The 22,193-nt window shown below is 68.9% G+C and carries 21 protein-coding genes; 4 read left to right on the top strand and 17 right to left on the bottom strand.

Features of this window, described 5'->3' with window-relative positions; all coding sequences use genetic code 11:
* The first annotated feature begins 89 nt into the window (after positions 1-89).
* The 4 genes from ACF66B_RS17600 to ACF66B_RS17585 all read left to right on the top strand — a co-directional run bounded on the left by ACF66B_RS17600 (position 90) and on the right by ACF66B_RS17585 (position 6,004).
* Positions 90-1,283, top strand: coding sequence for a penicillin-binding protein activator (locus ACF66B_RS17600; protein WP_111429695.1), 1,194 nt, complete (start codon positions 90-92; stop codon positions 1,281-1,283).
* Between the two features lie 10 nt (positions 1,284-1,293).
* Positions 1,294-4,155, top strand: a complete 2,862-nt coding sequence (locus tag ACF66B_RS17595; protein WP_392664902.1) for a [protein-PII] uridylyltransferase — start codon at positions 1,294-1,296, stop codon at positions 4,153-4,155.
* Complete coding sequence (gene murJ, locus ACF66B_RS17590) at positions 4,155-5,702, top strand: murein biosynthesis integral membrane protein MurJ (protein WP_111429981.1); 1,548 nt, start codon at positions 4,155-4,157, stop codon at positions 5,700-5,702. Before ACF66B_RS17595 ends, murJ begins: the two co-directional genes overlap by 1 nt.
* 128 nt (positions 5,703-5,830) lie before the next feature.
* On the top strand, positions 5,831-6,004 hold the full coding sequence (locus ACF66B_RS17585) for a hypothetical protein (RefSeq protein ID WP_162683249.1): 174 nt from the start codon (positions 5,831-5,833) through the stop codon (positions 6,002-6,004).
* Between the two features lie 4 nt (positions 6,005-6,008).
* Here the strand turns inward: ACF66B_RS17585 and lpxB are convergent, their stop codons facing one another.
* The 17 genes from lpxB to ACF66B_RS17500 all read right to left on the bottom strand — a co-directional run bounded on the left by lpxB (position 6,009) and on the right by ACF66B_RS17500 (position 22,184).
* Positions 6,009-7,217, bottom strand: a complete 1,209-nt coding sequence (lpxB, locus tag ACF66B_RS17580; RefSeq protein WP_111429697.1) for a lipid-A-disaccharide synthase — start codon at positions 7,215-7,217, stop codon at positions 6,009-6,011.
* Positions 7,214-8,065: a UDP-2,3-diacylglucosamine diphosphatase LpxI domain-containing protein gene (locus tag ACF66B_RS17575; protein ID WP_111429698.1), complete on the bottom strand. Its 852-nt coding sequence runs from the start codon at positions 8,063-8,065 to the stop codon at positions 7,214-7,216. Before ACF66B_RS17575 ends, lpxB begins: the two co-directional genes overlap by 4 nt.
* 4 nt (positions 8,066-8,069) lie before the next feature.
* Entirely contained in the window at positions 8,070-8,873 is an 804-nt protein-coding gene (gene lpxA / locus ACF66B_RS17570) for an acyl-ACP--UDP-N-acetylglucosamine O-acyltransferase (RefSeq protein WP_111429699.1), read from the bottom strand.
* Between the two features lie 4 nt (positions 8,874-8,877).
* Positions 8,878-9,363: a 3-hydroxyacyl-ACP dehydratase FabZ gene (fabZ, locus tag ACF66B_RS17565; RefSeq protein WP_111429700.1), complete on the bottom strand. Its 486-nt coding sequence runs from the start codon at positions 9,361-9,363 to the stop codon at positions 8,878-8,880.
* Entirely contained in the window at positions 9,360-9,971 is a 612-nt protein-coding gene (locus tag ACF66B_RS17560; RefSeq protein WP_162683250.1) for an OmpH family outer membrane protein, read from the bottom strand. The genes fabZ and ACF66B_RS17560 overlap by 4 nt, the downstream gene beginning before the upstream one ends.
* A gap of 24 nt (positions 9,972-9,995) precedes the next feature.
* On the bottom strand, positions 9,996-12,335 hold the full coding sequence (bamA, locus tag ACF66B_RS17555; RefSeq protein WP_111429702.1) for an outer membrane protein assembly factor BamA: 2,340 nt from the start codon (positions 12,333-12,335) through the stop codon (positions 9,996-9,998).
* A gap of 43 nt (positions 12,336-12,378) precedes the next feature.
* A complete protein-coding gene (rseP, locus tag ACF66B_RS17550) occupies positions 12,379-13,728 on the bottom strand; it encodes an RIP metalloprotease RseP (RefSeq protein ID WP_162683251.1) in 1,350 nt (449 codons plus the stop codon).
* 4 nt (positions 13,729-13,732) lie between these two features.
* The gene (gene dxr / locus ACF66B_RS17545; RefSeq protein WP_111429704.1) at positions 13,733-14,917 is read right to left on the bottom strand and encodes a 1-deoxy-D-xylulose-5-phosphate reductoisomerase; all 1,185 of its coding nucleotides are present in this window, start codon (positions 14,915-14,917) and stop codon (positions 13,733-13,735) included.
* Positions 14,918-14,923: 6 nt separating this feature from the next.
* Positions 14,924-15,742, bottom strand: a complete 819-nt coding sequence (locus ACF66B_RS17540; RefSeq protein WP_111429705.1) for a phosphatidate cytidylyltransferase — start codon at positions 15,740-15,742, stop codon at positions 14,924-14,926.
* Positions 15,739-16,485: a polyprenyl diphosphate synthase gene (gene uppS / locus ACF66B_RS17535; RefSeq protein ID WP_111429706.1), complete on the bottom strand. Its 747-nt coding sequence runs from the start codon at positions 16,483-16,485 to the stop codon at positions 15,739-15,741. Before uppS ends, ACF66B_RS17540 begins: the two co-directional genes overlap by 4 nt.
* A gap of 38 nt (positions 16,486-16,523) precedes the next feature.
* Positions 16,524-17,090: a ribosome recycling factor gene (gene frr / locus ACF66B_RS17530; protein ID WP_111429707.1), complete on the bottom strand. Its 567-nt coding sequence runs from the start codon at positions 17,088-17,090 to the stop codon at positions 16,524-16,526.
* Positions 17,091-17,122: 32 nt separating this feature from the next.
* A complete protein-coding gene (gene pyrH, locus ACF66B_RS17525) occupies positions 17,123-17,875 on the bottom strand; it encodes a UMP kinase (RefSeq protein WP_162683252.1) in 753 nt (250 codons plus the stop codon).
* A 135-nt stretch (positions 17,876-18,010) separates the two neighbouring features.
* Entirely contained in the window at positions 18,011-18,886 is an 876-nt protein-coding gene (gene tsf / locus ACF66B_RS17520) for a translation elongation factor Ts (RefSeq protein ID WP_111429708.1), read from the bottom strand.
* A gap of 84 nt (positions 18,887-18,970) precedes the next feature.
* Positions 18,971-19,756, bottom strand: a complete 786-nt coding sequence (gene rpsB, locus ACF66B_RS17515) for a 30S ribosomal protein S2 (RefSeq protein WP_111429709.1) — start codon at positions 19,754-19,756, stop codon at positions 18,971-18,973.
* 172 nt (positions 19,757-19,928) lie between these two features.
* Entirely contained in the window at positions 19,929-20,528 is a 600-nt protein-coding gene (locus tag ACF66B_RS17510) for an NAD(P)H-dependent oxidoreductase (RefSeq protein ID WP_111429710.1), read from the bottom strand.
* A gap of 37 nt (positions 20,529-20,565) precedes the next feature.
* Entirely contained in the window at positions 20,566-21,420 is an 855-nt protein-coding gene (locus ACF66B_RS17505; RefSeq protein ID WP_111429711.1) for an ABC transporter permease, read from the bottom strand.
* A complete protein-coding gene (locus ACF66B_RS17500) occupies positions 21,417-22,184 on the bottom strand; it encodes an ABC transporter ATP-binding protein (protein ID WP_392663437.1) in 768 nt (255 codons plus the stop codon). The genes ACF66B_RS17505 and ACF66B_RS17500 overlap by 4 nt, the downstream gene beginning before the upstream one ends.
* Positions 22,185-22,193: the final 9 nt, after the last annotated feature.

Here is a 22,193-nt window from a genome sequence, read left to right as displayed (position 1 = left end):
TCTTCGTTTACTTTTGACAGGCTAGCCCATACCTTGCCGCCCGCCGGCTGCCAAACACAACAGACATTTGTCCTCGGGGTGCCATCACGATGCTGCCAGTACGCAAACCCATCCGTAAGGCCCTCCGCGGGCTTGCCGTTCTCGCGAGCGCAGCCGCCCTCGCGGCCTGCAGCTACTCCGCCCCGACCCGCGTTTCCGATGACGGCATTGCGGTCGATCCGAACAAGCCGGTGACGGTCGCGCTGCTGGTGCCGACCGGATCGGGCGATCCGGGCAAGGAGATGATCGGCCGGAGCCTCATCAACGCCGCCCAGCTCGCCCAGACCGGGCTCCAGAACGCCACGATCGATCTCAAGGTCTACCCGACCTCCGGCACCACCGACGGTGGCGCGGCGGCGGCGAATCAGGCCGTGGCGGAAGGCGCGAAGATCATCGTCGGGCCGCTGTTCTCGACCGCGACCGCGGGGGCCGAACCGGTGGCGCGCGCCGCCGGCATCAAGATGCTCTCGATGAGCAACAACCCCGAGGTGGCGAGCGACACGGTCTATGTGCTCGGCGCGACCTTCGCCAATACCGCCGACAGTCTCGTCGCCTACGGCCTGTCGCAGGGGCTGCGGAACTACGGCATCGTCTATCCCTCGGGCCTCGAGGGCGAGACGGCGCGCGATGCCGCGGCCGGCGCGATCCAGCGCCGGGGTGCGACGCTGGTCGCCTCCGAGCCCTACAACCTCTCGGTGCAGGCGATTGAATCGGCGGCCGGACCGGCGGCGGCGGCGCTCAACGCCCGTGGCGCCAACGCCGTCATCCTCACCGACGGCCCGACCGGCGGGCTCGGCTATATCGCCGAGGCCCTGCGCCGCGACGGGCTCGCCTCGGGCCAGGTCGCCTTCCTCGGCATGCAGCGCTGGGCGGATTCGGCCGAGATCCTCGCGCTCGACAGCCTGCAGGGCGGTGTCTTCGTCGCGCCCGATCCGAGCTATGCCGGCGCCTTCAACGGCCGCTATCACAACGCCTATGGCGAGCAGCCGGCGGCGCTTGCCGGGCTCGCCTTCGACGGCGTGGCGGCGATCGGCGCGCTGATCGCGGAAGCCCGCGTCGATGGCGGCAGCCCCTTCTCCGCCGCCCGGCTGACCAAGAGCTCGGGCTTCCTCGGCGCGACCGGCCCGTTCCGGCTGCTGCCCAACGGCACCAACCAGCGCAATCTCGCGATCTATGAGGTGCGCGGCGGCACCTCGACGGTGATCCGGCCTGCGGCACGGAGTTTCGACACAATTGGCTACTGAGCAGAGCCTCCTGCCCACGAGCGACGAGCCCTGGGCAGGACTGGCCGAAAGACCGGGCGACCTTCTCGACATCGCGGCCGTCCGGGACCGCATCACCGCCATCGCGGCGGCCACCTCCGACAAGTCCCAGCTGCGGCAGGAGGCTGTCCTCGTGCTGCGCGAGGTGTTCGAGGCCGGGCGCGCCGCCATCGCCGAGCGCATCGCGCAGACGCCGCGCGAGGCCTATCGCGCGGTCTATGACTATTCCTGGCTCACCGACCAGATCATGCGGCTGGTGCTCGACCTCGCCGCGACCCATCTCCACCGGCGCCCCAACCCCACGGCCAGCGAGCGGATCTCGCTCGTGGCGGTGGGCGGCTACGGCCGGGGCGAGATGGCGCCGTTCTCGGATGTCGATCTGCTGTTTCTCACCCCCTACAAGCAGACCGCCTGGGGCGAGAGCCTGATCGAGAGCGCGCTCTACTGCCTCTGGGACCTGAAGATGAAGGTCGGGCATTCGGTGCGCACGATCGACGACTGCATCCGGCTCGGCAAGAAGGACTCGACGATCCGCACGGCGCTGCTCGAGCAGCGGCACATCTGGGGCGATGCGGATCTCGCGCAGACCCTGAACGACCGGCTCTGGTCCGAGCTCTTCAAGGGCACCGGCCCCGAGTTCGTGGAGATGAAGCTCGAGGAACGCGCCGAGCGGCACCGGCGGCAGGGCAGCACGCGCTATCTGCTCGAACCGAACGTGAAGGAGGGCAAGGGGGGCCTGCGCGACCTCCAGATGCTGTTCTGGATCGCGAAATACCTCAACAACGTCCGCAGCCCCGAGGATCTGGTGAAGATCGGCGTGTTCAGCCCCGAGGAATACAGCATCTTCGTCGAGGCGGCGGCCTTCCTCTGGACCACGCGGGTCCATCTCCATCTCATCAACCGGCGCGCGACCGAGCAGCTGAGCTTCGACATGCAGGTCGAGGTGTCCGAGCGGCTCGGCTACCGGCAGACCACCGGGCAGCGGGCGGTCGAGCGCTTCATGCAGGACTATTTCACCCACGCCAAGCACGTGGGCGATCTCACCCGCATCTTCTCCGCCGCGCTCGAGGCGCGGCACGTGAAGGCCAAGCCCGGCCTCTCGCGCGCCTTCCGCAACGTCTTCTCCTACGAGCGCGACAAGACCGGGCCGGGCTACCGGCTGAAGCACGGCCGCATAGATGTGGCGGATCCGGCGAAGTTCTTTACCGATCCGGTCAACATGCTGCGCATCTTCAAGGAGGGGCTCGTCACCGGCATTCCGATCCATCCCGACGTGCTGCGCCTCGTGGTCGCCAATCTCGACCTGATCGACGACAGGATGCGGCGCGACCCGGAAGCCAACCAGATCTTCCTCGACCTGCTGCTCAACCACAACAACCCCGAGCGGGTGCTGCGGCTGATGAACGAGGTCGGCGTGCTCGGCGCCTTCGTGCCGGAATTCGGCCGGATCGTCGCGATGATGCAGTTCAACATGTATCATCACTACACGGTGGACGAGCACACGATCCGGGTGATCTCGACCCTGAGCAAGATCGAGCGCGGCGAGATGCGCCACCAGATGCCGACCTCGACGCGCATCCTCTCGCGCGGGGTGAACCGGCGGGTGCTCTATGTCGCGCTGCTGCTCCATGACATCGGCAAGGGATCGGGGCAGGATCATTCCGTCTATGGCGCGGAGATCGCGCAGAAGGTCTGCCCGCGGCTCGGGCTCAACGCCGAGGAGACCGATCTCGTCGTCTGGCTGGTGCGCCACCACCTGCTGATGTCGGATGTCGCGCAGAAGCGCGACCTGACGGACCCGCGCACGGTGCGCGACTTCGCGAAGACGGTGAAGAGCCCGACGCGCCTCAAGCTCCTGACGGTGCTCACCGTCTGCGACATCCGCGGCGTCGGGCCGAATGTCTGGAACAACTGGAAGGCCTCGCTCCTGCGCGCGCTCTATGGCGAGACGCTCGAATTCCTGACCGGCGGCAGCCAGGCGCTCGGGCGGCCCGAGCGGGAGGCCCATGCCAAGGAGGAGCTCGAGGCGGCGCTCACCGGCTGGAGCGCCGAGGAGATCCAGCTCGAGTGCATGCGCCATTACCCGCCCTACTGGCTCGGGTTCGACACGCGCACCCATGTGATCTTCGCCAAGCTTCTGCGCAACCTGCCGAGCGACGAGGCGGCGATCGCGATCGAGCTCGATCCCGCCCGCGACGCGACGCGGGCCTGTTTCGCGATGACCGACCATCCGGGGATCTTTGCCCGGCTCACCGGGGCGCTGGCGCTCGTCGGCGCGAACGTGGTCGATGCGCGGAGCTACATCACCAGCGACGGGGTGGCGACCGCGGCCTTCTGGATCCAGGACGCCGACGGCAAGCCCTATGAAAAGTCGCGGCAGACCCGGCTCCGGAGCAGCGTGCGCCGCACCCTCCAGGGCGAGATCCTTGCCAGCGAGGCGCTGAAGGAGAAGGAGCGGGTGAAGCCGCGCGAGCGCAAGTTCGTGGTGCCGACCCGGATCAGCTTCGACAATTCCGGCAGCGACATCTACACCATCGTCGAGGTCGAGACCTTCGACCGGCCGGGGCTGCTCTTCGATCTCTCGCGGGCCTTCCGGCGCGGCAATATCTCGATCGCCTCCTCGATCGTCGCGACCTACGGCAAGCAGGCGGTGGACGTCTTCTACGTGAAGGACATCTTCGGCCTGAAGATCCATGCCGATGCCAAGCAGAAGGCGCTCGAGGCCAAGATCCGCGAGGCGATCGACCGGGACGGCAACGACGAGGCCGCCGCGCTGTCGGGGCCCGCGAAGAAAGCCGCCGCGCGCAAGGCCGCAGCCGCGGCCCGCAAGCCCGAAACCGCGAGAAAGAAGTGATCCGACAGATCCGTTTGCTGCCCGCGTTCCTGACCGTGGGCTCCTGGACCATGCTGAGCCGGGTGCTCGGCCTTGCCCGCGACATGCTGATGGCGGCGTTTCTCGGCACCGGGCCGATGGCGCAGGCCTTTCTCGTGGCCTTCACGCTGCCCAACATGTTCCGCCGCTTCTTCGCCGAGGGCGCCTTCAACATGGCCTTCGTGCCGATGTTCGCCAAGAAGCTGGAGGGCGGCGAGAACCCGGAGGCCTTCGCGCGCGATGCCCTCTCGGCGCTCGCGAGCGTGCTTATCGTCTTCACGCTCGTCGGCCAGTTGCTGATGCCCTGGCTGGTGCTTGCCATGGCGAGCGGCTTTCTCGGCGACGAGCGCTATGCGCTGAGCGTGAGCTACGGGCGCATCGCGTTTCCCTATATCCTCTTCATCTCGCTGACGGCGCTGCTGAGCGGGGTGCTGAACGCGCTCGGGCGCTTTGCGGTGGCCGCCGCGGCGCCGATCCTCATGAACCTCGTGATGATCGCCTTCCTGTTGATGGGCTACTGGGGCCCGGGCGATGTCGGGCTCTGGCAGATCTGGTCGGTGCCGGTGGCGGGCATCGCCCAGCTTGCGCTGGTCTGGTGGGGCGCCTCGAAGGCGGGGCTCCGGATCGTGCCGCACTGGCCGCGCTTCACGCCCGAGATCCGCAAGCTCGCGATGATCGCGGCGCCGGCGGTGCTCACCGGCGGGGTGGTGCAGATCAACCTCATCGTCGGGCGGCAGGTCGGCTCGTTCTTCGACGGCGCGGTGGCTTGGCTTTCCTATGCCGACCGGCTCTATCAGCTGCCGCTCGGGGTGGTGGGCGTGGCGATCGGCGTGGTGCTGCTGCCGGATCTGGCGCGCAAGCTGCGCTCCGCGGATGCCGATGGTGCGCGGAACGCCACCAACCGGGCGACCGAGCTCACGCTCGGGCTCACGATCCCGGCGGCGGCGGCGCTGATGGTGATCCCGGGGCCGATCGTCTCGGTGCTGTTCCAGCGCGGCGAATTCGGCGCGGCGGACACGCAGGCGACCGCGCTCGCCGTGCTGATCTATGGCGCGGGGCTGCCGGCCTTCGTGCTCCAGAAGGTCTATCTGCCGCTCTATTACGCCCGCGAGGACAGCCGGACGCCGCTGCGGTTCACGGTGCATGCGATGATCGTGAACGCGCTGGCCGCCCTCGCTCTGGCGCCGCTGATCGGGTTTTCGGCCGCGGCGCTCGGGACGACGCTGGCCGGCTGGACCATGCTCTTCCAGCTCTGGCAGGGCACGCGGACGATGGGCGATGCGACGCGGCCGGACCCGCAGCTCCGGCGCACCCTGCCCCGCATCGTGCTGGCGAGCGTGATGATGTCGGCGGTGCTCTTTTTCGCCGAGCGGGCGCTCACGCCGGCGCTTGCCGATCCGGTGCTGCGCTATGGCGCGCTGGTGCTGCTGGTGGCGGCGGGGCTCGCCGCCTATGCGGTCTCGGCGGTGGCGATCGGCGCGCTGCGACCGGCGGAGGTCAGGCGCGCGCTCGGGCGGCGGCGGGGCTGAGGCACGGGGGGGCTTGCGCCCGGCGCGGGATCGCGTAGCCTCGGCGTCTGGGGACAGCGCGGCATCATTGGGGATGCCGCGATACGCTCCACGCGCGGGAGCGCAGACATTCCATGAAAAATCCCTGGATGAGCATGTGGCTGAGCGCCATGAACAAGGCTGCCGGCCCGGCGCGCGGGGCTGTCAGCGCCGAGATGCAGCGCCAGCAGAAGGCCTGGATGCGCGACATGCAGAAGGCCGCCGGGCTGTCCGCGACGCCCGGCAAGAAGGCTTCGGCCAAACGTCGCGGCAAGCGCGGCTGAGGCGTCAGGGGTCGAGCGCGCGCGGGCGGGTCGCGACGGCGGAGAGCACCGAGCGGGCGGCGCGCAGGCCCGGCGCCTCGCCGCCGCGGCCGAGCAGCACCATCGCGCGCTCCGCGGCATCGCGCTGCGCCTCGGCCGCCACCGGGTCGTCGAGCAGCTGCGCGACGGCCGGCGCGATCAGCTCGGCCCGGCAGTCCCCGAGCAGGAATTCCGGCACGGCGCGGGTCTCGGTCACGAGGTTGACGAGGGTCACGGTGTCGATGCGGACCATGCGGCGCACGACGGTCGAGGTCAGCGCGTTGGCGGCATAGGCGATCACCATCGGCGCGCCCTGGGCGGCAAGCTCGAGGCTCACGGTGCCGGAGGCGGCAAGGGCGGCGTCGGCCATGGCGAAGGCCGCGCGCTTGCGGGCGTCGGCCTCGGCGACGGAGAGGCCGGTCGGATCGAGGATGCGCGGCCAGCCGGCTGCGGTGCGCGGAAAGGCGGCGGCGACGCGCGCGGCCACCGGGCCTGCGGCGGGCACGACGATGGCGAGATCCGGGTGGCTCGCGGTGAGCCGGGCGATCACCTCGGCGAAGACCGGCGAGAGGCGCGTCACCTCCCCCATGCGGGAGCCGGGCAGCACGAGGAGCACCTGCTGGCCCGGCGCGATGCCGAGCTCCTCGCGCAGCGCGATGGTGCCGGAGAGCGGCACGCGCGGGGTCTCGACCACCGGATGGCCGACGAAATCGCAGGTCATGCCGGCGGCGCGCATGTAGGGCGGCTCGAACGGCAGCAGGGCGAGCACGTGATCGACGGTGCGGGCCATCTTCGTCGCCCGCCCCGGCCGCCAGGCCCAGACCGAGGGCGCGACATAGTGGATCACGCGCAGATCCGGCAGCGCCTTGCGGGCGCGGCGGGCGACCCGGAGGCAGAAATCCGGGCTGTCGATGGTGACGAGCGCATCGGGCCGGGCGGCGATCACCGCCTCGGCCGTCTCGCGGATCCGGCGCAGGAGGTTCGGGAGCCGCGGCAGGACCTCGGAGAGCCCCATGACCGAGAGCTCCTCCATCGGAAAGCGGCTCTCGAACCCGAGGGCCGCCATCGCCGGGCCGCCGACGCCCTCGAGCCGCAGGCAGGGGCCGCAGAGCTCGCGCAGGCCGGCGATGAGCGCGGCCCCGAGCAGATCGCCGGAGGGCTCGCCTGCGATCAGGAAGAGGTGCGGCGGTTTCATGGCTCGCCGCCGCCGCTTGCGAGGCCGAGGACGAAGAGCCCGGCGGCATCGGCGGCCTCGATGAGCCCCTCGCGATCGAGGAGGAGCACGCCGCCGGCCTCGACCGCGAGGCCCGCGAGCCCGGCGGCCGCGGCGCGCCCCACGGTCTCCGGGCCGATGGCGGGAAGGTCGAGCCGCCAGTCCTGGCCGGGCTTCGGCGCCTTGTAGAGCACGCCCTGCCCGCCCGCGACATCGGGGCGGAAGCCCCGGCCGGTCTCGGCGACGAAGCTGAGCAGCGCGTCGGTGCCCTGGATCGATTCCACGCCGAGGCAGATGCCCTGGGCCACCACCGCGGCCTGGCCGACATCGACGCGGCCGAGCGCCCGGACGATGCGGCGGGCGCGGCGGGCATCCTTGAGATCGGCCTCCGAGGGGCGGGCGCGGGTGAGCACGCCCTCGGGCGCGACGAGGCTCGTGAGGATCTCGTGGGCGCCGACGAGGCGGAGCCCCTCCTTCTCGAAGATCCCGGCGACGAGGCGCAGGGTGGAATCGTCGCCCGCCTTGAGGCCCGCGAGCACCTTCGGCGCCAGCGTCAGCATCTTGAGATCGAAGCGGAGCGGGTTGAGCTCGGGCCGCCGGATGCCGCCGGCGAAGGTGACCTCCGCGACGCCGGCCTTGCGGAGATCGGCGAAGAGACGCCCCGGCTTCTCGAAGACGGCGGAGATCGCCGGGTGGCCGTCGGCCCAGCCGAGATCGACGCCGGGAAGGCGGACGACGTAATGCGGCCGGCCGCGGCTCCGGCATTCCTCCGCGATCAGGCGCGGCAGGTCGCCCCGTCCGGCGATGATCGCGAGTGGCGCCTCTGCCACGGCCTCAGCCCGGCGGCAGGGTGAAGGAGCGCGAACTCTCGGCGGTGATGAAGCCGACGATCTCCCGGACGAGCGGGTTCTCGGGATAGGCGGCGGAAACCGCCTCGACCCGGCTCTGGAGCGTGCCTTCGCCCTTGAAGAGCGCGGCGAACGCGGCCCGGAGTTCGTGGATTTCCGTGCGGCTCGTGGAGCGGCGCTTGAGGCCGACGAGGTTGAGGCCCATGAGATGCGCCCGCTCGCCCGTCACCGAGCCGTAGGGGATCACGTCGGCAACGACGCCGGCGAGCCCGCCGATCATCGCGCCGCGGCCGAGCCGGACGTGCTGGTGCACCGCCGAGAGGCCGCCCATCACCACGAAATCCTCGACCACGCAATGGCCGGCGAGCGTCGCGTTGTTGGCCATGATGACGTTGTTGCCGATGATGCAGTCGTGCGCGACATGGGTGGACATCATGAAGAGGTTGTCGTCGCCCACCCGCGTCACCCCGCCGCCGCCCACCGTGCCGGTGTTCATCGAGGTGTATTCCCGGATGCGGTTGCGCGCGCCGATCACGAGCTCGGTCGGCTCGCCGCGGAACTTCAGATCCTGCGGGATGTGGCCGAGCGAGGCGAAGGGCCAGACGATGGTGTCCTCGCCGATGCGGGTGATGCCCGCGACGGCGACGTGGCTCATGAGCTGGACCCGCGGCCCGAGCTCGACTGCGGCGCCGATCACGCAATAGGCCCCGATGCGGCAGCCCGGGCCGATCACCGCCCCGTCCTCTACGATGGCGCTCGGATGAATGTCGGCGCTGGGGTCAATGGCCATCCCCTCAGACCTTCGCGCCGGCTTCTTCGGGCGACATGATCATCGCCGTGAAGACCGCCTCGGCGCAGATCCTGCCGTCGATCTTGGCGGTGCCGTTGAACTTCCAGACCTTGGACTTGCCGCGGATCACCTCGACATGGAGCTCGAGCTGGTCACCGGGCACCACGGGCTGGCGGAACTTCGCGCCCTCGATGCTCATGAAGTAGACGAGCCGGTCGCTGTCCATGAGGTCGAGCGTCTCGACGACCAGCACGGCGGCGGTCTGGGCCATCGCCTCGATGATGAGCACGCCGGGCATCACCGGGCGGACCGGGAAGTGCCCGTCGAAATGCGGCTCGTTGACGGTGACGTTCTTGATGCCCACGGCGGAGGCATTGGCGGCGATGTTCACCACCTTGTCGATCATGAGGAAGGGGTAGCGGTGCGGGATCATCCGCTTGATCTGCAGGATATCCACCTGCTTCAGCTCAGGATCGATGGCGAGTGTCATGGTGCTTCGTCCTCGTTAGTCTCGTTTCCCTGCGGCGTGCTGTCCTCTGTGCCGGGCACCGGCAAGCCCGGCGCGCCGCCCGCATCGATCTCCGCAATCACCTCATCGGTGATATTCAGCCTCTGGTCCGCGAGCAAGACACTGTTCTCGTCAAAGATCGCCTGGGCCTGGTGGCGCTCCATGAGGCGGACGAGGACCGGGGCGACGGCGGCATAGAACTGGCGGCGGGTCTGGTCGAGCTCCTTGGCGAGCCCATCGGAGCGCTCGTCCTGGCGCTTGCGGGCCGCGACCACGCGCTCGTCGAAGGCATCGGCGAGCTTGCGGAACTCCTGGGTCGGGATCGTGCCGCGTTTTTCGGTGAGCTGGCGCTCCTCGTCCTCGAAGGCGGTATCGATCGCGCGGGCCTCGGCGACGAGCGCCTTGCGCTTCTCCTCCTCGGCGGCGAGCAGCGCCCGGCCCGTCTCGGAATCGACGAGAATGCGTTCCTGGTTGATGAAGAGGAACGGGGCGCCCGCCGGCGGCTGCGCGACCTGCGCGCCGGCGGCGCCGGCAAGACCGGCGATGAGGCCGCAGGCCAGGGCCACGGCACGGGGCCGGAGCCTGCGCATCCGTCCTCTGCCGCGCCCGCCCATCTAGAACCGCGTCTGGAGCGAGAAGCGGAAGCGCTCGGTCTTGTCGTAGTCTTCCTTCTTCAGCGGGAAGGCGTAGTTGAACCGCAGCGGCGCGAAGGGCGTGTTGACGAAGAGGCTGACGCCGGTCGAGGCGCGCAGGTGCATGTCGGCATCGACGGTGCCCATGGAGCCATCGACGTCGTCGAGACCCCAGAGCGAGCCCATGTCGGCAAAGACGCCGCCGTAGATGCCGTATTCCTGCGGCAGGCCGAGCGGGAAGCTCGCGTCGAAGCGGAGGATGCCGTAGTAGTTGCCGCCGAGGGCTTCATCGACCTCCATGTTCTGCTGCGGCGGAAGACACTCGCCGTAGTCGCAGTAGTCGCGCGGTCCGAGGCCGTTGCGCTCGAAGCCGCGGAAGGAGTCGCCGCCGGCGTTGAAGCGGTCGATGATGCGGGTGCCCTGCTTCGAGAAGATCGCGCCGCCCTCGAGGGCGGCGGAGAGGATCAGATCCTCGTCGAAGAAGCTCGTGTAGGCGCGCGCGGTGCCCTGGGTCTTCGAATGCGTCACGTCGCCGCCGAGGCCCGCGAACTCCTGGTTGAGGGTCAGGATGAAGCCCGCGCTCGGATCGACGACCGAGTTGCGCTTGTCGAAGGTGTAGGTGAAGCCGAGCGCCGAGGTGAGGAGCGCGCCCTCCTCGTTGATGATGATCTCCGAGGTGTCGTCGGCGACATCGCTGATGTCATCCGACGAGATGCGGTACTTGATCGTCAGCCGGCCGTTCTCGCTGATCGGGAAGCCGACGCGCGGCTCGAAGCCGACATTGCTCTGGCGGAAGGTCTGCTCGCTGAGGTTTCGGGTGCGGTAGTAGATGTTGAAGCCCGCGAGAAGATCGCGGTCGAAGAGCTCGGGCTCGGCGAAGCCGAAGTCGAAGTTGCCGTATTCGGTGTTGGCCGAGATCGTCGCGGAGACGGTCTGGCCGCGGCCGAGGAAGTTGCGCTCGGTGATGCCGATCTGCGCGGTGACACCCTCGCTCGTGGAGAAGGCGCCGCCGATCGAAAGCGAGCCGGTGGGCTGTTCCTCGACCTGGACATCGACGATGGCGCGGCCGGAGCCGGAGCCGTCCCGCACGTTGACGGCGACGTTCTTGAAGTAGCCGAGGCCGCGGATGCGGTCTTCGGCGCTGCGGATCTCGCGGGTGTTGAAGGCATCGCCCTCCACGACCTGGAACTGGCGGCGGATGACGCGGTCGAGCGTCCGGGTGTTGCCGGAGATGTCGATGCGTTCGATGAAGATGCGCTCGGCCGGCGAGAGCTCGAAGGTGATGTCGAGGATGCGGTTCGCCGCGTCCTTCGTCACCTTGGGCTGGATGTCGACGAAGGCATAGCCCTGCTGGCCGGCGATGTAGGAGATGCGCTCGACGACCTTGTCGACTTCCGAGCCGTTGTAGATGCCGCCCCCGAGCAGGGGCGCAAGCAGCGGCTGGAACTGTTCGGCCGGGAGGCCGGGGATCGCGGAGCTCACGCCGATCTTGCCGAAGCGGTACTGCTGGCCCTCGGAGACGGTGAAGGCGAGGAAGAAGCCGCTGCGCTCGCGGGCAAGCTCGGAGGTGGCGGAGAGCACGCGGAAATCGTAGTAGCCGCGGTCGAGGTAGAACTGGCGCAGGAGCTGGCTGTCGACCTCGAGCCGGTCCTGGTCGTAGGTGTTGCCGCCGAGCAGGAAGCTCAGCCAGGTGGTCTGGTTCGTCTGGATGACGCGCAGCAGGCGGCGGTCGGAGTAGACGTTGTTGCCGATGAAGTTCACCCGCTGGACCTTGGTGTTCCGGCCCTCGTAGATCTCGAAGACGAGGTCGACGCGGTTGTCGGGGCGGCGGATGATGACCGGGTTGACCTCCGCCGCATACCGGCCGGACTGGCGGTAGGCGTTGGTGATGCTCAGCGCATCGGCCTCGGCCGCCTCGACGGAATAGGCGAGCCGCGGCCGCAGCTGGATCGCGGCGAGGAGCGCCTCGTCGTCAAGGCCGTCATTGCCCTCGAAGGCGATCTGGTTGATGATCGGGTTCTCGGCGACGGTGATCACGAGGCGGCCCGCTTCGGGCGAGATGTCCACCTTCTCGAACAGCCCGGTATCGTAGAGCTTGCGGACGGCGATGTTGATTTCCTGGGGCGTAAGCGGCTGGCCGGCCTCTATGCCCGCGAAGCTCCGCACCGTCTCGGCCTCGATGCGCTGGTTTCCCGCGACATCGACGCGGCTGAACACCGCCGTGCCCTGCGCGTAGAGCGGGTTACCCGGCGGCGCGATCGAAACGACCGCCGCGATCAGGATTGCGCGATAAAGGTACTGTTTCCAGCGCCGCTGCCCCATGGCGTCTGCCTCTCTGCTCGCGGGCGTTTGCCGCCCTTCCTGGTCAACTCACCAGCCGCATTATGTCGTTGTAGGTAGCGAATACCATCAGGAGCAAGATCAAGCCAAGACCTATCGACATGGCGATCTGCATCACCGCCGGGCTCGGCGGGCGGCCCCGGATGGCCTCGATCAGAAAGGCGAGGAAATGGCCGCCGTCGAGCACCGGAATCGGGAAAAGGTTCAGCATTCCGATGGCGGTGGAAATCACGCCGATCAGGATGATGAAGCTCAGGAAGCCCTGCTGCGCCGTCTCGCCCGAAACCTGGGCGATGCCGAGCGGGCCCTGGAGATTGTCGGCGCCGATCGCGCCGGTGATGATGCTCTTCAGGCCGTGGAGCGACTGGGTGATGACGCCGATCATGCGCTCGACACCGATCCCGATGGCGGTCCAGGGCGCGGGCGTTTCGGTGGCCGGCAGGTAGAGCGGGCCGCCGGCGACGCCGATCATCACCCGGCGCTCGAAATTGCCGTCGTTGTTCTGGGTGTCGCGCTCGGCCGGCGCGATCTGGAGCGAGATCTGTTCGCCATCGCGCCAGACGGCGAGCGTGAGCGGCTGCTCCTCCGAGCCGAGCACGGCCTGGCGCAGATCCTCGAAGGAGGAAAGCGGCACGCCATCGGCGGAGAGGATGAGATCGCCGCGCCGGAGGCCCGCGCGGCTCGCAGGCGAAAGCGGCTCGACCCCCTGCACCAGCGGCGGGAAGGCATAGGTCGAGGTGACATCGAGCCGGTTGCCGTCACGCTCGATGCGGAAGTCCATCGGGCCCGGAGGCTGCATCCCGAGCGCGGCCTGGATGATGTCCTGGAAGCTGCTGACCGGATTGCCGTTGACCTCGAGCACGATGTCGCCGGGCCGGAGCGTCTCGCCCGCTTCCGGCGGCAGCGTCGCGGCAAGCTCGCCGACGGTCGGGCGCTCGACGGCGACGCCCTGCCAGGTGACGACGGAGGCGAAGACCGCGATGGTGAGCAGGAAGTTGGCAACGGGCCCCGCGAGCACCGTCAGCATGCGCTTCCAGACCGCGGCGCCATGGAAGCTCCGCTCGCGCTCCTGCGCCGACATGCCGGCAAGAACCGTGTCATCGGCACGGCTCGCCCCGTCGCTGTCGCCGAAAAAGCGCACGTAGCCGCCAAGCGGAATGGCGGCGAGCTGCCAGAGCGTGCCGCGCCGGTCGGTGCGCGACCAGAGCACCGGCCCGAAGCCGATCGAGAACACCTCGGAATGGATGCCGCACCAGCGGGCCACGATGTAGTGGCCGTATTCGTGCACCGCGACGACGATGCCGAGCACCACCGCAAAGGGGATCACGGTGGAGAGGAAGCCGCCAATCAGGGGAATGTTCGCAATCAGGTCCAACAGGTCACGCTCCGACGCAAGTCTCTATCCAGGCCCGGCCGGCCACACGCGCCCGACGGTCGAGCTCAAGCACATCGGCCAGGGAATATTCCGAACCGCAGCTTGCCGCCTCGCGGCCGAGGTCCCTAGTGACATGTTCAACCAGAACGCTCATGTCAAGAAAGCCGATCGCTCCGGCGAGGAAGCCGTCGAGCGCCGCTTCCTTCGCTGCGTTGAAGACGGCGCCCGCGAGCCCGCCCAGTTCCATCACCTCGTGGGCGAGGCGCAGCGCCGGAAACCGCTCGGGATCGGCGGCGCAGAAGTCGAGGCGGGCCAGGGCGGCGAGGTCGAGCCGGTCGAGCGGCAGCGGTTCGCGCACCGGCCAGTTGAGGGCATAGCCGATGGCGCCGCGCATGTCCGAGGGGCCGAGATGGGCCATGATCGAGCCGTCGCGGAAGCCGACCAGCGAATGGATGATCGACTGCGGGTGGACCACGACCTCGATCCGCTCCGAGGGCACGCCGAAGAGCACATGCGCCTCGATGATCTCGAGCGCCTTGTTGAACATCGAGGCGCTGTCGATCGAGATGCGCTGGCCCATGTCCCAGTTGGGATGGGCCATGGCCTGTGCCGGCGTGACGCGGGCCATCGCCTCGCGCGGCCAGTCGCGGAACGGCCCGCCCGAGGCGGTGAGGATGATGCGCTCGATCGCGTCGTGGCGCTCGCCGTTGAGCGCCTGGAAGATCGCGCTGTGCTCGCTGTCGACCGGCAGGAGCGTCGCGCCGTGGCGGGCGCAGGTGGCGAGGAAGAGCGCGCCGGCGCAGACGAGGCTTTCCTTGTTGGCCAGCGCGACGATGCCGCCGCTCTCGGCCGCCCGCAGCCCCGGCACGAGCCCGGCCGCGCCGACGATGGCCGACATCGCCCAGTCCACCGGCTCGGACGCCGCATCGGCGATGGCCGCCGGTCCGGCCGCCGCCTCGATGCCGCTGCCCTCGAGCGCGGCCCGAAGCTCCGCGAGGCGCGTCGGGTCGGAGGTGACGGCGATCCGCGCCCGCAGCTTGCGGGCCTGGGCGGCGAGCAGGCGGATGTTGCGCGCCCCGGTGAGGGCCACGACCTCATGGGTTTCGGCCCCGCCCTGATCCTCGATCAGGGAGACCGTGTTCTGTCCGATCGAGCCTGTCGATCCGAAGATGCTGATCCTGCGTCTCATGCCAGTTCAGTAAAGCGCTGCGGCGACGCCGAGGGCGTCGAGTATCAGGAACGCCCAGGTGCCTCCCAGGATGCCGTCGAGCCGGTCGAGAAAGCCGCCATGGCCGGGAAGGAGAACGCCCGAGTCCTTGACCCCCGCCCGGCGCTTCAGCCAGCTCTCGGCGAGATCGCCCGCCTGCGAGGCCATGGCGACAAGGAGGCCGGCGCCGGCGGCGACGAGGATCGGCCAGCCCAGAACTGCGGCAATCACCATGCTGAGCCCGCAGGCGCAGGCCAGGCCGCCGATGGCGCCGGAACAGGTCTTGCCGGGGCTGATGCGCGGGCAGAGCTTGCGGCCGCCGACCGAGCGGCCGGTGAAATAGGCGCCGACGTCGGAGGCGATGATGATGACCACGATCCAGATGAGGACGTCGACGCCCCGGGTCTCGGTCTCGAGAATGACGAGAAGCCCGCCGATGGCGACGCCGATGTAGAGCGCGCCGCCCGCCAGCTCCAGGAAGTGCCGCGGCGAGAGCAGCCCCGCGACCAGGGCCGCGATCATGAGGAACACGAACCCCAGTGCCGCGGCGCCAAGGCCCGCGGCGGCGATGCCGAGCACGCCCCCTGCGCTGAGCACGAGCAGCGGCAGCGTGGCGAAACGGGGGTTGCCGGTGATGATGCGGTGATACTCCCAGAAGAGCAGCACCAGCAGCACCGCGGCCAGCAGCATGGCGGGAATGCCGCCGATCATCACGCAGAAAAGGCACAAGGCACCGAGGACCACGCCGGACACCGCCCGGATACCGAGGTCGCCGAAGCGGCCCGGCTTTGGCCCTGTGCCCGTCATCCTGCCACGGCGCCGAACCGGCGTTCGCGAGATCCGAAACCCTGCACCTGCTGGGCGAACATCTCGGCCGTGAAGTCGGGCCAGCAGGCCTCGACAAAGGCGTATTCCGAATAGGCCGACTGCCAGGGCAGGAAGCCCGAGACGCGGTATTCGCCGGAGGTGCGCAGGATGAGATCCGGGTCCGGCAGACCGGCGGTATCGAGATGGGCCTCGATCGTTGCGGGCGTGATCTCCTCGGCGGTCATCTCGCCGGCGCGGACCGCTTCGGCGATGCGCCGGGTCGCCCGCAGGATCTCGTCCCGCCCGCCGTAGTTCACCGCAACCGTGAGGTTGAAGCGGGTGTTCGTGCGGGTCTGGGCCTCGAGCCCGGCCATCAGCGCCTGAAGGTCGGCGTCGAGCCGCTCGCGGCCGCCGATGAAGCGGACGCGGACGCCTTCGGCGACGAGCCGGGCGCCCTCCTTCTTGATGTAGCGCCGGAAGAGCCGCATGAGGCCGATGACCTCGGCCGCCGGGCGCTTCCAGTTCTCGGTCGAGAAGGCGAAGAGGGTCAGGTGGGTGATGCCGAGATCGGGGCTGGCCTCAACGATCTCGCGCACGCGATCGGCGCCGCGCCGGTGGCCCTGGAGCCGCGGCAGCCCCCGGCTCGACGCCCAGCGCCCGTTGCCATCCATGATGATGGCGACATGGGCGGGCGCCCCGCCCGGCTGCGAGATGGCCAGCTTCGAACTCGTGCCTGAATGCATGATCGGTGAACCTCTTACCCTTTTGCCGCCCGCCCGCGTCAGACCTGCATGATCTCTTCCTGCTTCGTCGCCAGCGCACTGTCGATCCGGCCGATCGCGGAATCCGTGAGCTGCTGGATCTCGTCGGACCAGAGCTTCTGGTCGTCCTCGGCCATGCCTGCGTTCTTGGCCTTCTTGATCTGGTCCATGCCGTCGCGGCGCACGTTGCGCACGGCGATGCGCGCGTGCTCGGCATACTGGCCCGCGACCTTGGCGAGATCGCGGCGGCGCTCCTCGTTGAGCTCGGGGATCGGCAGGCGCAGGATCGTGCCGTCCATCTGCGGGTTGATCCCGAGGCCCGAATTGCGGATCGCCTTGTCGACCGTGTTCACGAGGCTCTTGTCCCAGATGTTGATGAGCACCATCCGGGGCTCGGGCACGGTGATGGTGCCGAGCTGGTTGATCGGCGTCGGCGAGCCATAGGCCTCGACCGTGACCGGATCGAGCATGGACGCCGAGGCGCGGCCGGTGCGAAGCGATGCGAATTCGGTGCGGAGCGCGGCCAGCGCGCCGTCCATGCGCTTTTCGAGCGCGGCGATGTCAATCTCGATGTCGGTGTCCGACATGGTTGCCTCCTAAGCCCGGCGCCGAGCGGCGCTCAGCCGGGTTCGACGATTGTGAACCGCCCCTCTCCCTTCACGATGCCCGCAAGGCCGCAGGGCTCGTCGAGGGAGAAGACAATGATCGGAAGACCGTTGTCCCGCGCGAGCGCGATGGCGGATGCATCCATTACCTTGAGGTTCTTCTGGAGCACAATATCATAGCTCACCCGGTCGTAACGCTTTGCATCCGGGTTTTTCTTCGGGTCGCTGTCGTAGACGCCATCGACCTGTGTGCCCTTGAAGATCGCATCGCACGACATCTCGGATGCGCGAAGCGTCGCGGCGGTATCGGTGGTGAAATACGGGTTGCCGGTGCCGGCGGCGAAGATGCAGACGCGGCCCTTTTCGAGATGGCGCACCGCGCGGCGGCGGATGTAGGGCTCGCAGACCTCGTCCATCGGGATGGCGGAGATCACGCGGGTCGGCAGGCCGAGCGTCTCGACGGCGGACTGCATCGCGAGCGCATTCATCACGGTCGCAAGCATGCCCATGTAGTCGGCGGTGGTCCGCTCCATGCCCTGGGCGCTGCCCTGCAGGCCGCGGAAGACGTTGCCGCCGCCGATCACGAGGCAGATCTCGACGCCGAGATCATGCAGCGCGACGACCTGGCCGGCGATTCGCTCGACGGTGGGCGGATGAAGACCGAACTGCTGCGGCCCCATCAGCGCCTCGCCCGAAATCTTCAGGAGAACGCGCTTATATGCCGGGCCAGCTGCAGGTGAAGCCTTTTCCGCCAAAACATCCGCCATACTCTACCCCCACTGCCGTCACCACTACGCTCGACAAACTGTCGGAAAACGCCGTCTTATTCAATGTGAAAACCGGGCTGCGCGGCAGCCCGGTTCCGGTATCTTGCAAATCGGTCACGTCCCCCGGGAAGGGGATCAGAGACCGGCGGTCTTCGCGACTTCGGCTGCGAAGTCTTCCTCGACCTTCTCGATGCCTTCGCCGACGGCGAGACGGGCAAAGCCCAGGACCTCGACGCCCGCCTCGGCCGCGGCCTTGCCGACGGTCAGATCGGGATTGATGACGAACTTCTGCTTCAGAAGGGTCACTTCCTCGTAGAACTTGTTCATCCGGCCGACGATCATCTTCTCGATGACCTGCTCGGGCTTGCCGGATTCACGGGCCTGCTCGGTCAGCACCGCCTTCTCGCGCTCGACCAGCGCCGGATCGAGATCGGCTTCGGAGAGCGAGGCCGGGTTCGTCGCGGCGATGTGCATCGCGATCTGCTTGCCGATGCCGTTGTCGGCACCCTTCAGCGCGACCAGCACGCCGATCTTGCCGAGACCTTCGGAAACCGCGTTGTGCACGTAGGCCGCAACGGTTTCGCCCTCGATGCGCACCATGCGGCGCAGGGTCATGTTCTCGCCGACGGTGGCGATCTTGTCGGTCAGCACCGCCTCGACGGTGCGGCCGCCGAGATCGGCCGCCTTGAGCGCTTCCATGTCGGCGGCGCCGACCGCCGCCTTGGCGATGTCGGAGACCATCGACTGGAATTCGGCATTGCGCGCGACGAAGTCGGTTTCCGAGTTCACCTCGATGGCAACACCGACGCCGCCCTCGACCGCGATGCCCACGAGGCCCTCGGCCGCGGTGCGGCCCGACTTCTTGGCAGCCTTCGCAAGGCCCTTGGTCCGCAGCCAGTCGATGGCCGCTTCCATGTCGCCGTTGGTCTCGGTCAGAGCCTTCTTGGCATCCATCATGCCAGCGCCCGACGCGTCGCGCAGTTCCTTGACCATAGTGGCGGTGATCGACATCAACGCTCTCCTCAAATCGTCTCGTTGTACATCCGGAGCCCGCCGCGGAGGCTTACGCCCCGCGCGCGACGGTTCCATGACAGATCAGGCAGCGCCTGCACCTTCGCTCTCGGCTTCCTCGGCGACGAGCTCCTCGACGGGGCCGTCCTCGAACTCGCCGATGTCGATGCCGGCCTGGCCGAGCTGGGCCGCCATGCCGTCGAGCGCCGCACGGGCGATGAGGTCGCAGTAGAGCGAGATGGCGCGGGCCGCGTCGTCATTGCCCGGGATCGGATAGTCGATGCCTTCGGGCGAGGAGTTGGTGTCGAGAACCGCGATCACCGGGATGCCGAGCTTCTTCGCCTCGAGGATCGCGAGATCCTCCTTGTTGGTGTCGACGACGAAGATGAGATCCGGGGTGCCGCCCATCTCGCGGATGCCGCCCAGCGAGAGCTGGAGCTTGGCCTGCTCGCGTTCGAGGCCGAGGCGCTCCTTCTTGGTCAGGCCTTCCGCACCCGAATCGAGCTTCTCGTCGATCGACTTCAGGCGCGCGATCGAGTTCGACACGGTCTTCCAGTTGGTGAGCGTGCCGCCGAGCCAGCGGTGGTTCATGTAGTACTGCGCCGAACGCTCGGCCGCGTCGGAGATCGCCTTCTGCGCCTGGCGCTTGGTGCCGACGAAGAGGATGCGGCCGCCCTTGGCGACGGTCTGCTGGACGGCCTGCAGGGCCTGGTCGAGCAGCGGCACGGTCTGCGTGAGGTCGAGAATGTGGATCCCGTTGCGCGCGCCGTAGATGTACGGGCCCATGCGGGGGTTCCAGCGATGCGTCTGGTGGCCGAAATGCACACCCGCTTCGAGCAGCTGGCGCAGAGTGAACTCGGGAAGAGCCATCTTGTCCGTTTCCTTTCCGGTTTCGCCTCAGCGGAGAGAAGAGCGTTTGCCCAACCGGTGGACGCTGGAGGATGTCTCCCTCGCGCGCCGCGACTCCGCCTGTGGATTTAGAGTGGCGAGCCGATAGCGGGATTCGCGCGGTTTGGCAAGCCTGCTCTTCGCGGCCGCGGGATCAGCGCAGGAGCTGCCGCATCCGGCGCTGCACGCGGCGGAGATGGCGGGCGCGGCTTTCCGCCGTGGAGCTGTCCATCGCGTAATGCGCGGCGAAGGCGATGCGGGTGCGGCGGTTGCAGAGGAGGCGCACGCCGCGGGTCAGCACGCGCCGGCCCGGCGCGCCGATCAGGAAGGTGAGCCAGCGGCTGGCGCCGCAGGTGGTGAAGACGCCGAGCCGGGTGACGTGGGTGAGCCCGGGGCGGATGTCGCCGCCGGCGTGGCTCGGCATCCCGAAGGCGATCTCCGGCAGGAGCACCCGGTCGAGCCAGCCCTTGAGGCGCGCGGGATGGCTGTACCACCAGGTGGGATAGATGAAGATCAGCGTGTCGGCGGCCTTCAGGGCCGCGACGTGATCCGCGACCGGTGCGACGGGAGGCGGCGGCGAGCCATAGGCGGCGAAGTCCTCCGGCGAGAGGACGGGATCGAACTCCGTGGCATAGAGGTCGATGAGGGTGATGCGCGCGCCCTCTGCCGCAAGCTCCGCCAGCACCACGTCGCGCACGGCGGCGGTGAAGCTCTCCGACGACGGGTGGCAGTAGATCACGAGCGCCCGGGTCATGCGGGCCCTCGGCGGCGCGCGGGCGCGGAGCGTTCCGTCATCTCTCCCGCCTCACGGCGCTTTCATGCCATTTGCGCAGGAGCATGTAGCTCAGAAGGTTCAGGGCGCCGTAGATCGCGACGCCGGTGAGGGCGATGAGCAGAAGCGCCGCGAACATGCGCGGAATGTTGAGCCGGTAGCTCGCCTCGAGGATGCGGAAGGCGAGCCCCGAACCGGTGCCGCCGGTTCCCGCGACGTATTCGGCGACCACGGCGCCGATCAGGCTGAGGCCGCCCGCGATCCGGAGCCCGCCGAGGAAATAGGGCAGTGCGGCGGGCGCCTGCAGGTAGCGCAGCCGCTGCCAGCGGGTGGCGCCGTAGATCCTGAAGAGGTCCTGGAGATTGTGATCGGCCGACCGGAGCCCGAGGGTCGTGTTCGAGAGCACCGGGAAGAAGGCGACGATCCAGGCGCAGAGCAGAAGGGCCGCGAGCTTCGAGCCCACATAGATGAAGATGAGCGGCGCGATGGCGACGAGCGGCGTCACCTGGAGGATGACCGCATACGGGTAGAAGGACATCTCGGCGAGGCGGGACTGGGTGAAGAGCACGGCGAGGCCGACGCCGCCCAGCACCGCGGCCAGGAGCGCGAGCAGCGTGATCTGGAGCGTGACGAGCAGCGCGGGAAGGAGCACCGGCCAGTCCGTCGCGAGCGTGCCGATCACCAGCCGCGGCGAGGGCAGGACATAGGGCGGAATGTCGTTCCAGACGACGATCCGGTCCCAGGCGGCAAGAAGCAGGAGCACGACCGCAAGCGGGAAGGCCCAGCGCCCGATGCGCTCGAAGCGGCCCGCGCGGCGCCGGCGGCGCTCCTCGGCATCCGGCGGCGCGAGCACCAGGGGGGCCGGGTCGGTCATGCGGCCTCGCCCATGGCCTGCCGCAGCGTGCCCGACACCCGCTGGCAGAGCGCCGCGTAATCGGGGGCGCCCCGGAACGCATCGCCGCGCGGATAGGGGGCGGGAACCGGGATTTCAGCGGCCACCCTGCCCGGCCTGGCCGCCATCACGCAGATCCGGTTCGAGAGAAAGACGCTCTCGAAGACCGAATGCGTGACGAAGATCACCGTGCAGCCCGTCGCCGCCCGGATCGCGAGCAGATCCTCGTTGAGCCGGAAGCGGGTGATCTCGTCGAGCGCGGCGAAGGGCTCGTCCATCAGGATGAGATCCGGCCGCGTGAGGATCGCGCGGGCAATCGAGACGCGCATCTTCATGCCGTCCGAAAGCTCGCGCGGATAGGCGCGCGCGGCGGCTTCGAGGCCGACGAGGCGCAGCGCCGCGGCGATCTCGCCCCGCGCCGCGGCGAGGCTGCGCCCGGCGAGCCGCAGCGGCAGCCAGACATTGCGCTCGACCGTCGCCCAGGGCATCAGCGTCGGGCTCTGGAAGACGAACGACAGCCGGGGCTTCGGCTCGGCCCAGCGGATGCGGCCCTCGGTCGGCGCGATGAGCCCCGCAATCAGCCGCAGCGCGGTGGTCTTGCCGCAGCCGGAGGGTCCGAGGAGCGACAGGAACTCGCCCCTGCCGAGGCTGAGGCTCAGGCCCTGCAGGGTCGCAGGCCCCCGGCCAAAGGTCTTGCCGATGCCCTGCATGTCCAGAAGAGGCTGCGCCGCACCGCTCTCGACCATCGCCGCCTG

This window comes from Amaricoccus sp. B4, assembly GCF_043226085.1.
Classification (GTDB): domain Bacteria; phylum Pseudomonadota; class Alphaproteobacteria; order Rhodobacterales; family Rhodobacteraceae; genus Amaricoccus.
This window is presented reverse-complemented; position numbering and strand designations above follow the sequence as displayed.